Source organism: Exiguobacterium sp. K1, assembly GCF_033721435.1.
GTDB classification, from domain to species: Bacteria; Bacillota; Bacilli; order Exiguobacteriales; family Exiguobacteriaceae; genus Exiguobacterium_A; species Exiguobacterium_A artemiae.
This window is the reverse complement of the sequence record NZ_JAOTIT010000004.1, coordinates 1-14092: the sequence shown is the minus strand read 5'-3', so window position 1 is coordinate 14092 and position 14092 is coordinate 1. Positions and strand designations below refer to the sequence as shown.

The following is a 14092-nucleotide window of genomic DNA, read 5'->3' as shown; positions in this document are numbered from 1 at the left end:
TAAAAATCAACAACCTGACAACGTTTATTTCCCTAAACAAAATTGTGAGAATAATTTATCGAGTAAACTGTCCTGCGCTGTGTCCCCGTTGATTTCACCGAGTGTATCCCACGCCCGGCGTAAATCGATTTGGACCATATCGATCGGCATTGACGCTTCCGCCGCTCCGAGTGCATCTTCAATCATTTGACTTGCCTGTTTGATCAATTGAATATGACGGGCATTCGAGACGTATGTCATGTCCTGTCCTTCAACCCCTTGTTCAAAGAAGAGGGATGCAATCGCAGCTTCAAGATCCGTGACGCCCGCTTCTTCGAGCAGGGAGGTTGTCACGACGGGACGTCCGTCCGCAAGCTCATTGACACGCGTCAGATCGATTGCTTGTGTTAAGTCACTTTTATTGACGATGATGATTGCATTCATGCCCCGGATCGCTTCAAATAACAGGACGTCTTCTTCCGTCAATGCATCATTTCCGTTTAAGACGAGTAAAATCAAATCGGCGGAGTTTAAGGCTTGCCGCGATTTCTCAACACCCATCCGTTCAACGATATCTTCCGTCTCCCGGATGCCGGCCGTATCAATCAATTTCAGCGGCACACCGCGGACATTGACGTATTCTTCGATCGTATCCCGCGTCGTCCCGGCGATATCCGTGACGATTGCTTTTGCTTCTTGCACCAATGTGTTGAGCAAAGACGATTTTCCGACGTTCGGACGTCCGATAATGGCAGTCGACAAGCCTTCCCGGAGGATTTTCCCTTGTCGTGCCGTCGCCAGAAGTTCCGTTAGAATCCGGCGGACTTCGCCTGCATCTTTCTGAACGATTTGTTGCGTCATTTCTTCTGCATCGTATTCCGGATAGTCGATGTTGACTTCAATCGAAGCAATCGTCTGCAACAATTGTTCCCGTAAATCCTGGACCAGTTTTGATAACCGTCCTTCGATTTGACCGACGGCAACCGTCATCGCCCGGTCTGTTTTCGCACGAATCAAATCCATGACGGCTTCTGCCTGGGACAAGTCAATCCGCCCGTTCAAAAAGGCCCGTTTCGTAAATTCACCCGGTTCTGCGAGACGAACGTCCGGCTGTTCGAGAATCAGTTCGAGCACGCGATTGACGGCAACGATTCCGCCGTGACAATTCAGTTCGACGACATCTTCCCGCGTAAACGTTTTTGGTGCCCGCATGACACTGACCATGACTTCATCGACGACTTGTTCTGTCGTCTGTTCAACCAACTTGCCGTAATGAATCGTATGTGTCGGGACGTCAGTCAACCGGTTGGCGCCGCGGTAGACGCGATCGGCCGTTTCGACTGCTTTTGGACCGGATAAACGGACAATTGCGATTGCGCCTTCACCCATCGGCGTCGAAATGGCGGCTATCGTATCAAATTCCATCATCAGTTGTTCACACCTCGTTTTCTGCAATCTTTTCTTACAATCTTTTCTATAGTGAATGTTCAGGAATATATAAATGGGTATAACGTGACAACTATACACGAAATAGCGCAAAAGAAAAAGAGCGACACTCTGTAAAACGGAGTATCGCTCTCACTTATTGTTAACGCTTCTTTTTCGGTTTTTTCGGAGCAGGAGTTGCGTTTGCTGCTTCTTGTTCACGTTTTGAAGCAATCGTTGCTTCCGTCTGCGCTTTGATTTTCTCACGCATTGGCTTCATGATGGCAATCGTCACGATGATCGAGAAGATGTAACCGACGACCCAGTACAGTGACAGGGCAGATGGTAACGTCACACCCATGACGAAGATCATGATCGGGAAGACGTATAACATGATTTTCATCTGTGGATTGTCATCTTGTCCCGCCATCGAGAGTTTCTGCTGCAGATACGTAAAGATAGCAGACAGGATCGGTAAGATGAAGTACGGATCCGGTTTTCCAAGATCGAACCAGAGGAACGTATGTTGGAAAATCGCCGGTGTATAAATGATTGCGTTATAGAAGGCAATCAAAATCGGCATTTGAATCAAGATCGGTAAACAGCCGGCAAGCGGATTGACATTGTGCTCTTGGTACAGCTTCATCATTTCCTGTTGCAGTTTTTGCTGTGTTTCCTGATCCTTCGAACTGTATTTTTCACGTAACTTGACCATTTCCGGTTGAATGACCTGCATTCCACCCATGCTCTTCGTCTGTTTGATCATCAACGGCAGGATGACGAGACGAACAAGCAACGTCGTAACGATGATTCCGATTCCGTAATCTCCATTAAAGAAATGCGAGATCTCACGAATGAGCCAAGCCATCGGCCAAACAAAATAATGTTTCCAGAAACCTTCTGTGTCACCAGTAATCGGTTCACCTGTTCCATATGTTCCAGGTGTACAACCGGATAGAACGACCGCGAGTACGGACATCAATCCGAGAGTCAGCCAAATCTTAGTTCTTTTGTTCATAATTCCTCCTAGTAATGTTTACACGTGGTCGGTCCTCGAAGTTCTATCTATATATAGAAGCAGGCGAGTGGCCGCTACAAATCAACAGGATATACTACACGTTTATTTTACCTGTCGCTTCCAGACACCGGATCGTTTAAAGACATGGCGTAAACTGTCAGCAACTTCTTGAGCAGTCATCTTCGCAGCCGGATTGCGTGCGATGATCACAAAATCATAATTCGGGGCAAGCGAGGCTTCATGAAGCTGACACGCTTCACGGACATAACGTTTGACTTGGTTGCGAACCACGGCATTCCCGATTTTCTTACTCACCGATAAACCAATCCGAAAGTGAGTTTGCTGCTCTTTCTTTAGTGCATATACGACAAATTGTCGATTTGCGACAGAGGCTCCTCGAGTAAACACCGCTTGGAACTCTTTGTCTTTCTTGACGCGGTATTCCTTCTTCACCTTGATCACACTCCATCCTGTCATCACGAAATTCGTCGTCTTTCATCATATCATAGAATAAACCTGCTCTGCGAGAGTGGTCTTGTGACAAAAGCACGAACATCCTTCAAAACTACAAAAAAAAGATCACCTCAGGCAGCGCCAGAAGTGATCTCCTCATTGCTCGATTATACAGTCAAGGCTTTGCGGCCTTTAAGACGGCGAGCAGCCAAGATCCGGCGGCCACTCTTCGTTGCCATGCGCGCACGGAATCCGTGAACTTTTTTGCGCTTACGGTTGTTTGGGTTGAAAGTTGGTTTCATTAGTCTGCACCTCCTTTAAAAATTACTCTATAAAAATCATCGTTTTCTACTTTAAGGCAGTCTTGTACATTATATAAAGCAAAAGTGACCTTGTCAATGAAAGTTCATAAGAATTATCACAAGCATTTTCAGTAACACATAACGGAATTCGTGAAAATAGGATTCCCCAGTCGGTTTCATATCATACGATACGATTGATCGATCGGATGGAATGGAAAACGAATCAAACAATCCCTTTTTCAAACTATCCACAGACTTATCCACACTATCCACACTTTCCGTGGATAACTCATCACTTTGTCTACAATAGTATTTTTTAAAATTAACGTCAAGGTTTGTTTTTATAATTTTTGACGCTACTTTTTTTCATTTTGTGCATAACTATTTTTGAACGCTTCCTCTTTCGCAAAGTTATACACATCTTATCCACAGTTTATCCACACTGTCCACAGCCTGTGGGTAACTGCCTGTGCATATGTGGATTTACTTGTGGATAAATCGTTCTAACCATTGCCAGACCTCATTTCATTTGATACACTAATTGTGCATAACAAGAACGCAAGACAAATTGATTCTTCAAGTTATACACAACCTGTGGATAACTTTATACACAGAATTCAACCCCTGTGGATAACGTTATCCACAGTTTTTATGTTCTGGGGATAAGTCGTGTTCCTTCATTAAATTTGTCCTGTGCATAAACCTGTGTATAGTTTTTTATATCATGATAGAAAAAGGGGGGTATTTATGAAAAACGCTGCCGAACTTTGGCACAATGTATTATCTGTAATCGAGGAAGAACAACGTACCCCAAAAGCGAGTTACGACATGTGGCTGAAGTCGACTGAGGGTGTCACGCTCAACGGCACGACCTTGATCGTCTCGGCGCCCGCAGCATTTACTGTCACGTGGTTGGAACGTCAGTACTTATCTCTATTAGAAGATACCGTCGAAGAAGTCACGGGAAGCCGGCTGGATATTCAGTTCATTGAGGAAGGTCAAGCAAAACATATGCTCGATCGTCAAAATGAGGAAGTAGAAGTGATGGAAGTTGCTCCTGCGAAGACAAAAGCGCAAAAGACGACTAAATCGTCCGATGAGCTGGTGATGAGCGAACTCGGACAGTTAAACGAAAAGTATACATTCGATACGTTTGTCATCGGATCGGGGAATCGTTTTGCTCATGCCGCTTCTTTAGCAGTAGCAGAGGCACCCGCCAAAGCCTACAATCCGCTTTTCATCTACGGCGGCGTCGGTCTCGGCAAAACACACTTGATGCATGCGATTGGTCAATATGTCCAGGAACAAAAACTGGGAACAAAAATCGCGTACGTTTCCTCTGAACAGTTCACGAACGACTTCATCAATTCGATTCGGGATAACAAAACAGTTCAATTCCGCAATAAATACCGGAACATCGATGTACTATTAATAGATGATATTCAGTTCCTCGCCGGAAAAGAACAAACGCAGGAAGAGTTTTTCCACACATTTAATGCCTTGCATAACGATCAGAAACAAATCATCATCTCAAGCGACCGTCCACCAAAAGAAATTCCGACGCTTGAAGATCGCTTGCGTTCCCGTTTCGAGTGGGGCTTGATTACAGACATCACGCCACCGGATCTCGAAACCCGGATTGCGATTCTTCGGAAAAAAGCGAATGCCGAACAACTGGACGTTTCCAATGAAGTCATGCTTTATATTGCAAGCCAGATTGATACGAACATCCGGGAACTTGAAGGCGCGTTAACCCGCGTCATTGCTTACGCTAACCTGGTTGGACGGACGATTGATCCGAATGTCGCAGCTGAAGCCCTGCATAATATCATGCCTGCAAGTGAACCGCGGAAAGTCACGATTCGGGATATCCAGGAATCGGTCAGTAAACACTTTAATCTGCCGTTTGACGATTTAAAAGCTAAAAAACGGACGAAGTCAATTGCTTTTCCCCGTCAAATTGCCATGTATCTGTCGCGGGAGATGACAGAAAGCTCGTTACCGAAGATTGGTGAGGAGTTTGGGGGACGTGATCACACGACCGTCATTCATGCACATGAAAAAATCAGTACGCTCGTCAAATCGGATGGAGAAACGGGAAAAGTCATCGAACAAATCAAGCATGAATTGAAACATTCGTAAAACCTGTGGATAAGCTGTGGATAAAACAGCCTAGTTATCCACAAGTTATCCACACGCGTTTTGGCTCTATACCAAGTTATCCACCGACTTATCCACACTATCCACAGCCCCTAATACTATTATTAAAAAAATATATTATTATGTTATGATGATGTAACGCCCATTTTGAGAGGAGCTTAACGACAATATGCATATTACAATTCAACGGGATACTTTAATCCAAGCAATTCAAGATGTAGCAAAAGCTGTTTCATCCCGGACAACGATTCCGATCTTAACGGGAATCAAACTCGAAGCCCATGGTGACGGTATGACGCTGACAGGAAGCGATACGGAAATCTCGATTGAACGGACGATCTACGCGGAAGAGAACGGAACATCCTACGTGACAGTCCATCGTGCAGGCAGTGTGGTCTTAAACGCCCGCTTCTTCGGCGATATCGTGAAAAAATTACCCACAGATGAAGTCATTCTTGAAGTATCACCAAACTTCATGACACGGATCCAATCGGGTACGGCAGAGTTCCACCTGAATGGACTTGATCCGGATGAATTCCCACGCTTACCGCAAGTCGACGGCGGACAGCAGTTCCGTTTACCGGCTGATCTGTTACGGTCAATGATCCGTCAAACGAGTTTTGCCGTTGCTGTACAGGAAACACGTCCTGTATTGACGGGTGTTAACTTCTCGGCGGATAAAGACATCCTGACATGCGTTTCGACGGACAGTCACCGACTGGCCTTACGACGGGCACAGTTTGAAACGGATAACGAGATTTCGTTCCAAAACGTCATCGTCCCAGGAAAAAGCTTAAACGAATTATCCAAATTACTTAGTGATGGTCACGTCGACATCACGATTACGAATCAACAGATCCTGTTTAAGATGAAACATGTCTTATTCTTCTCGCGTCTGCTTGACGGCAACTACCCGGACACATCGCGTTTGATTCCGGAAGAGTACCGCACGGCAGTCCGCATGAATGCGAAGGAATTACTTCAAGCAATCGACCGTGCGTCACTGCTTGCACGTGAAGACCGTAATAACGTCATCAAGTTTGCAGCAGAAGGAACGACGGCAGTCGAAATTTCTTCACACTCACCGGAAGTCGGTAAAGTGTCGGAACAAGTCAGCATCTTATCGCTTGAAGGAGAAGAGTTAAAAATCTCGTTCAACTCGAAATACATGATGGACGCGCTAAAGGCACTCGATGCGACGGATATCGAAATCCAGTTCACCGGTTCGATCCGCCCGTTCATCCTGCACCCGGTTGACCAAGACAACGTCTTACAGCTGATCCTGCCAGTCCGGACAGCATAATTTATACCCAAGGAACCGTTTATGTTCCTTGGGCTTTTTTTGAAATCCGCATATACGTTCGTTCATTTTGCCAAATCATAAGTTTTTTAGTACAATAAAGAGTACGTCATTTATAATATGTAGGTAGGAGGAGTCAAACCATGAATCAAATCAAGATTTCAACAGAATATGTCACATTAGGTCAGTTCCTGAAACTTTCTGATATCATCTCGAGCGGTGGACAAGCTAAACCGTTCCTCGCCGAGGTACCCATTCTTGTCAACGGTGAAGTCGATCAGCGACGCGGTCGTAAATTACGGGATGGAGATGTGATTGACGTAGAAGATTACGGTCAGTTCATCATTAAGAACGAGGGAAACTAACGTGCGACTAGATTCGGTCCGACTCAGTCACTACCGCAACTATGAGTCGTTGGAATTATCTTTTTCCGAAAAGACGAATGTGCTGATTGGAGAGAATGCACAAGGGAAGACAAACCTCCTTGAAGCCATTTACGTTCTGGCTCTTGCGAAGTCCCACCGGACGACGCATGACAAAGAATTGATCCAGTGGGATGCCGAGACAGCTCGTGTCGAAGGACGGATTCATAAAAAAAGAGGATCTCACTCGCAGGAAATCGCGATTTCGAGTCGCGGTAAAAAAGCGAAGCTGAATCATCTCGAACAGCGCCGGCTCAGTGATTATGTCGGTGCGTTGAATATCGTGCTGTTTGCACCAGAAGATTTACACATCGTCAAAGGCAGTCCACAAATCAGACGTCGCTTTTTGGATATGGAAATTGGTCAGGTCAGTCCGGTCTATCTACATGAACTCAGTCAATATTTAAAAGTTCTCAAACAGCGGAATGCATTGCTGAAACAGTTATCCATCAAAGGCGGGGATGAGACGTTCCTCGATGTCTTGACGGAGCAGATGATTACGCTTGCCGTTAAAATCGTTCAGCGCCGTCATCACTTCATTGCCCAGCTCGAAAAGTGGGCACGCCCGATTCATGAAGGAATCAGTCGTGGACAGGAACAACTCGTCCTTATTTACCGTTCGGATACATTTAGCAATGATTTGCTCGATGTCGAAGGAATGACTGCTTCTTACATGCAGAAGTTTGGTAAAATAAAGACAAACGAAATCCGAAGAGGTGTGACCTTGTTCGGTCCGCATCGGGACGACTTCGAAATGGAAGTCAACGGTCGGAACGTCCAGACTTATGGTTCACAAGGACAACAACGGACGGCAGCACTCTCTTTGAAGTTAGCAGAGATTGAATTGATTCATGAAGAAGTGGGAGAATATCCATTGCTACTTCTAGACGATGTCTTATCCGAGCTCGATGATCATCGTCAAACCCATTTGCTCGATACGATGCAACAAAAGGTGCAGACCATTCTGACGACAACGAGTGTCGATGGAATTGCACATGAAACGATCAAACAGGCGAAGTTGTTCCACGTGAAACAGGGGGCCGTTATTTTGGAAGAGACATCATACAAAGAAATAGTAGGTGAGAAAACCGATGAGTAATCATGAAGATATGGAATTAGAACAAGGGTACGGTGCCGATCAGATTCAGGTGCTTGAAGGTTTAGAAGCCGTTCGGAAACGTCCGGGTATGTATATCGGATCGACTGCATCGAAGGGGCTTCACCATTTAGTATGGGAAATCGTCGATAACTCGATTGATGAAGCACTTGCAGGGTATTGCGATACGATCAAAGTGACGATTGAACCGGGTAATTCGATTCTCGTTGAAGATAACGGACGGGGAATCCCGGTCGATATCCAGGAAAAAATGGGACGTCCAGCAGTTGAGGTCATCTTGACCGTACTTCATGCCGGCGGTAAATTCGGCGGCGGCGGATACAAAGTATCCGGTGGACTTCACGGAGTCGGAGCATCTGTCGTTAACGCCCTCTCGACGAAACTTGAAGTATTCGTCAAACGGAATGAAAAGTTGTATTACCAAGCGTATCACCGCGGTGTACCTGCTGCCGATTTAGAAATTATCGGCACGTCAGAAGAAACCGGAACGATGATCCGTTTCTTCCCGGATGATGAAATCTTCCAGGAAACTCTTGAATACGATTATGATCTGCTGGCGACACGTCTTCGTGAGCTCGCATTTTTAAATAAGGGACTGACGATCGAAATTACGGATGATCGTGCGGATGAACCGATTACGCGCAGCTTCCATTACGAAGGCGGAATTAAGTCTTACGTCGAGCATTTAAACCGTTCGAAAGAAGTCGTCCATGAAGAACCCGTTTATGTACACGGGAACCGTGACGGGATTGAAGTCGAAGTCGCGTTGCAATATAACGATGGTTTTGCAGCCAACATCTATTCGTTCACGAACAATATCCCGACCCATGAGGGCGGAACACACGAAACCGGTTTTAAGACGGCTTTGACACGTGTCATCAATGACTACGCGAAAAAATTCGGGCTGATGAAAGAAGCCGACGGTACGTTGTCCGGTGAAGATGTACGTGAAGGGATGACAGCGATCGTCTCGATCAAACACCCGAATCCACAGTTCGAAGGACAGACGAAAACGAAACTCGGCAACTCGGATGCACGGACGGCAACGGATACGTTGTTCTCGTCTGCGTTTGAACAGTTCATGATGGAGAATCCGACAAGTGCCCGTGCCATCGTCGAAAAAGGAATGATGGCGTCTCGTGCCCGGATGGCTGCGAAACGTGCCCGTGAATTAACACGTCGTAAAGGCGTCCTTGAAGTCAGTTCACTTCCAGGAAAACTTGCCGACTGTTCATCACGTGATGCGACGATTTCTGAAATCTACATCGTTGAGGGTGACTCGGCGGGTGGTTCAGCGAAATCTGGACGTGATCGTCATTTCCAAGCCATCTTACCGATTCGAGGTAAGATTTTGAACGTCGAAAAAGCACGTCTTGATAAAATTCTTGGCAGTAACGAAATCCGGACGATCATTACGGCGCTCGGAACGAGTATCGGTTCTGAATTCAACATCGAGAAAGCCCGGTATCATAAAGTCATCATCATGACCGATGCCGACGTCGATGGTGCCCACATCCGGACACTGTTATTGACATTCTTCTACCGTTACATGCGTCCACTGGTCGAGCACGGTTACGTCTATATTGCCCAGCCGCCGCTTTACGGAATCAAGCAAGGGAAAAACATCACGTACGTCCACAACGAGCGTGAGTTGAACGAAGCACTGGCAGCACTTCCGGAAAATGCACGATACGACATTCAGCGTTATAAAGGTCTCGGTGAGATGGATCCGGAGCAACTGTGGGAAACCACGATGGATCCGAGTGGTCGTCAAATGCTGCGTGTCGAATTACAGGACGCGATCGAAGCAGATGAGGTCTTTGACATTTTGATGGGAGACCAGGTAGAACCACGTCGTGACTTTATCCAGTCGCACGCCCACTATGTGAAGAACTTGGATATTTAACGTTGAATAGAGAGGGTGGCCATACGAATGTCCGATCAACAAGGAATCATTAAAGATATCAACATCAGTCAAGAAATGCGTACATCCTTCATGGATTATGCGATGAGCGTTATCGTCGCACGTGCTTTACCGGATGTCCGTGACGGTTTAAAACCGGGTCATCGTCGTATTTTATATGCGATGAATGACCTCGGGATCCGCGCGGATAAACCGCATAAGAAGTCTGCCCGTATCGTCGGTGAAGTTATCGGTAAGTATCACCCGCACGGTGATTCTGCTGTTTACGACACGATGGTTCGTATGGCACAGGACTTCAGCTACCGGTACGAGCTCGTCGACGGTCACGGAAACTTCGGTTCGGTCGACGGTGACTCCGCCGCAGCCATGCGATATACGGAAGCCCGTATGTCAAAAATCGCGATGGAAATTATCCGCGATATCAATAAAAATACCGTCAATTTCAAAGATAACTACGATGGATCAGAACGCGAACCGGAAGTGTTACCGTCCCGCTTCCCGAACTTGCTCGTCAACGGTTCGAGCGGGATTGCGGTCGGAATGGCAACGAATATTCCACCGCACCAGCTCGGTGAAGTCATCGATGGTGTCCTTGCGTTATCGCATAATCCGGATATCACGATTCCTGAACTGATGCAGCATATTCCAGGACCTGATTTCCCGACAGCCGGTGAAATCTTAGGCCGCAGTGGGATTCGCCGTGCTTATGAAACCGGTCGTGGATCAATCATCGTCCGGGCGAAAGCCGAAATCGAACAGACGAAAAAAGATCGCGAACGGATCATCGTGACAGAGTTACCGTACCAGGTCAACAAAGCCCGTCTCGTTGAAAAAATCGCCGATCTCGTCCGTGAGAAAAAAATCGAAGGTATCACCGATTTGCGTGATGAGTCGGATCGCCGTGGTATGCGTATCGTAATGGAGATCCGCCGTGATGCAAATGCGAGTGTCATCCTGAACAATCTCTACAAACAGACATCGATGCAAACGACGTTCGGTGTCAACATGCTCGCCATCGTCAGTGGACGTCCGCGTACCCTGACGCTGAAGGAAATGTTGTACCACTATCTCGAGCATCAAAAAGAAATCGTTCGTCGCCGGACACAGTTTGATCTCGAGAAAGCAGAAGCACGGGAACATCTTCTTGCAGGTCTTCGGATCGCGCTTGATCATCTCGATGAAGTCATTAAGATCATCCGTGCCAACCGGACAGCAGATGCTGCACGGGAACAGTTGATGGAACGGTTTGAATTGTCCGAGAAACAATCACAAGCGATTCTTGATATGCGTCTGCAACGTCTGACTGGTCTCGAACGTGAGAAAATCGATGCCGAGTACGATGAAATCATGGCGTTGATTACAGAACTCAAACGAATCCTTGAAAGTGATGAAGTCCTGCTCGAATTGATCCGGACAGAACTTGAAGAGGTGAAAGAACGCTTCAACGACCAGCGCCGGACCGAAATTCGGATGGACCACATCGAGTTTGAGGACGAAGACTTGATTCCTGAAAAAGATATCATCATTACGTTGACAAGCAGCGGCTACATCAAACGTCTTACGACGGATTCGTACCGTGCTCAACGACGTGGCGGACGTGGTGTCCAAGGAATCGGTACAAACGATGCGGATTATGTGACACGTCTCTTGTCATGTTCGACGCACGATACGATTCTGTTCTTTACGAACCGCGGAAAAGTCTATCGGATTCGCGGCTATGAAGTGCCGGAGATGAGCCGGACGTCAAAAGGTGTTCCGATCATCAACTTGATTCAAATCGAACGTGATGAGAAGGTCGAGACGATGATTCCGGTTAACTTTAAACGTTACCTCGAAGAACAAGAGGCAGCGGAAGTAACTGAAAACATCATTGATGTCGAAGTCACTGCAGAAGATGCACCGGATGGTCTTGAAGAACCGGAAGAAGCGCTTGATGCAGAAGAAGTGATGCAGGATGAACAGAAATCGTTGATCTTCATGACGCGTAAAGGTCGTGTTAAACGTTCACCGTTATCTGCTTATGCCCGAATCAACAAAAATGGATTAATTGCGATTCGTCTGTTTGAAGATGATGAATTGACATCTGTCCGTCTTGCTTCGACAGAAGATGAAGTCTTTACTGTCTCAAATACCGGGAAAGCCATCCGCTTCCCGATTACGAACGTGCGCTCGATGGGTCGTGGTGCCCGCGGTGTCAAAGCGATGAACTTATCGGCAGACGCAATCGTCATCGGAATGGAACTTGCCCGTGATGAACAGGATGTACTCGTCATTACGGAAAAAGGTTTCGGAAAACGGACGCCAATGACAGAGTTCCGGACGCAATCACGTGGTGGTAAAGGATTGATTGCCAGTAAAGTGACGGACCGGGTCGGACAAATCGTGGCACTCCGGATTGTGGATGTCGATGATGACATCATGATCATGACGGAAAGCGGCATCGTCATTCGAACGGATTCACAAAATATCTCAAGTGTCGGACGTAATGCACAAGGGGTCAAAGTGATTCGAATCGAAGAAGGTGACCGTGTCGCGACAGTTGCGAAACTGAAAAAAGAAGATGCTGTCGAGGAAGAGGGTACTGTACTGGAAGAAGGCGAAACGAGTTCGGAAGAACAGATGGTTTCCACTTCTGAGATGAACAGTGAATCTGAGCAGACAGAAGAATAAACGAAGCAGAACGACATACAGCAGAGTGGGGACAACTTGTCTTTACTCTGCTATTTTTCTAAAAATCACTTAGGGAAAGGGACGAGACAACGATGCGTGTGGCAAGTGAGCGACTTATTCTTGGTGACCGGATAACCGAGTCTTTGTTTTTACATACAGATATTCCAATCGTCGAGGCAGGAAAAAAAATCGGGGCAGATGAGTTAAGACGAATCAAACGGTTTTTGATCAAAGAGGTGGACATCGAGGAAAGGCCTGAAGGTATGAACGAAGCTTCGATGACGGATCAAGAACTAGACGAGATGACAGAGGACAGTCTATTTGATCCGTTGATTGAAACCTATAATCAGGTGTTCACTTCCTGGGAGCAGGGATTAGTTCCAAATGTATATGATGCATTGCGATGGGTGAAGGAATCCATGCCGGATACGATGCGACGGGAAGATATCCTACCTTACTTCCTGGAGCGAGGAACAGAAGCTTACACCGTACGACATGCGATTTACCGTGGGGCGATTGCTCAATTGCTTGCGGAAGCAGCCGGAAAAGAGCGCAAGATGATTCATGATTTATGGGTGGCCTCCTACTTTGCTGATTGTGGATTAGCCCGAATCATGGAATGGCGTCACACAAAACGTTATGAAGCCATGCAACAAGAAATCTTTCACCGTCATCCCGCGATGGCATTCCAGGCCTTACAAAAAGAGAACATCATCTCCGATACAGTCAAACGATTGATCGTTCAACATCATGAGCGGCTGGACGGTTCCGGATATCCTTTGAAAGTCAAAGGGGATAAGATCATGGATCATACGAGACTGTTCATCGTAGCGGACGTCTTTGCAGCCATGACCAGTTGGCGTCCGTACCGTGATGCTTATAAGGTCTATGATGCGTACTGTCATTTAAAAGCGCGGCCTATGCAATACGATTCGAAGTATGTCATGCTTCTTGGACAGCTGTTATTACCGATCGAATCAGGTGATCGCGTCTTGATGAGTAATGGAAAGATTGCAACGGTCCTTCGAAAAAACAATGTATTTGATCGTCCGGTGATTATGTATGAAGAACATAATCAGCGTATTGTGAAAGACTTGATGGAGGAACGGCAACTGAACATCATTCAGCTTATGGATTAAAGATCAATGTCATGTGTATTATATATAGAAGAAACGCTCTCTTTTTCGTCATGAATTTGATGAAAAAAAGAGTTTTTCTTTTTTTTATAAAAAACACTTGTACAATAATAAATCCCATGGTATATTATTTTTTGTCCTTAAGAGGACGAGCGCACTGCCGGAAACAAGAAAAAAACTTCTTTC

The 14092-nt window shown here is 46.3% G+C and carries 11 protein-coding genes; 7 read left to right on the top strand and 4 right to left on the bottom strand.

Translation table 11 applies throughout. The annotated features are described in order from the left end of the window. Positions 1–24: 24 nt before the first annotated feature. The 4 genes from mnmE to rpmH all read right to left on the bottom strand — a co-directional run bounded on the left by mnmE (position 25) and on the right by rpmH (position 3177). Positions 25–1407 carry a tRNA uridine-5-carboxymethylaminomethyl(34) synthesis GTPase MnmE gene (mnmE, locus tag N7U64_RS09815; RefSeq protein ID WP_285801104.1) on the bottom strand — a complete coding sequence of 461 codons (1383 nt, stop codon included), beginning with the start codon at positions 1405–1407 and terminating at the stop codon, positions 25–27. A 160-nt stretch (positions 1408–1567) separates the two neighbouring features. Further along, positions 1568–2422, bottom strand: coding sequence for a membrane protein insertase YidC (gene yidC, locus N7U64_RS09810; RefSeq protein ID WP_012371908.1), 855 nt, complete (start codon positions 2420–2422; stop codon positions 1568–1570). Between the two features lie 102 nt (positions 2423–2524). Continuing rightward, a complete protein-coding gene (gene rnpA, locus N7U64_RS09805) occupies positions 2525–2875 on the bottom strand; it encodes a ribonuclease P protein component (protein WP_012371909.1) in 351 nt (116 codons plus the stop codon). A 167-nt stretch (positions 2876–3042) separates the two neighbouring features. After that, on the bottom strand, positions 3043–3177 hold the full coding sequence (gene rpmH / locus N7U64_RS09800) for a 50S ribosomal protein L34 (protein ID WP_012371910.1): 135 nt from the start codon (positions 3175–3177) through the stop codon (positions 3043–3045). Positions 3178–3924: 747 nt separating this feature from the next. Here rpmH and dnaA point away from each other — a divergent pair. The 7 genes from dnaA to N7U64_RS09765 all read left to right on the top strand — a co-directional run bounded on the left by dnaA (position 3925) and on the right by N7U64_RS09765 (position 13909). Then, on the top strand, positions 3925–5319 hold the full coding sequence (gene dnaA / locus N7U64_RS09795) for a chromosomal replication initiator protein DnaA (RefSeq protein ID WP_318929671.1): 1395 nt from the start codon (positions 3925–3927) through the stop codon (positions 5317–5319). 187 nt (positions 5320–5506) lie between these two features. Further along, on the top strand, positions 5507–6640 hold the full coding sequence (dnaN, locus tag N7U64_RS09790; RefSeq protein ID WP_012368916.1) for a DNA polymerase III subunit beta: 1134 nt from the start codon (positions 5507–5509) through the stop codon (positions 6638–6640). A gap of 140 nt (positions 6641–6780) precedes the next feature. Next, the gene (gene yaaA, locus N7U64_RS09785) at positions 6781–7002 is read left to right on the top strand and encodes a S4 domain-containing protein YaaA (protein WP_012368917.1); all 222 of its coding nucleotides are present in this window, start codon (positions 6781–6783) and stop codon (positions 7000–7002) included. 1 nt (position 7003) lies between these two features. Next, the gene (gene recF, locus N7U64_RS09780) at positions 7004–8158 is read left to right on the top strand and encodes a DNA replication/repair protein RecF (RefSeq protein ID WP_318929670.1); all 1155 of its coding nucleotides are present in this window, start codon (positions 7004–7006) and stop codon (positions 8156–8158) included. A 10-nt stretch (positions 8159–8168) separates the two neighbouring features. Further along, positions 8169–10082, top strand: coding sequence for a DNA topoisomerase (ATP-hydrolyzing) subunit B (gene gyrB / locus N7U64_RS09775; protein WP_200868725.1), 1914 nt, complete (start codon positions 8169–8171; stop codon positions 10080–10082). Between the two features lie 27 nt (positions 10083–10109). Then, positions 10110–12770 (top strand): DNA gyrase subunit A, encoded by a 2661-nt coding sequence (gyrA, locus tag N7U64_RS09770; protein ID WP_318929669.1) that lies wholly within the window; start codon positions 10110–10112, stop codon positions 12768–12770. A 92-nt stretch (positions 12771–12862) separates the two neighbouring features. Further along, positions 12863–13909, top strand: coding sequence for an HD-GYP domain-containing protein (locus N7U64_RS09765; protein ID WP_318929668.1), 1047 nt, complete (start codon positions 12863–12865; stop codon positions 13907–13909). Positions 13910–14092 lie beyond the last annotated feature (183 nt).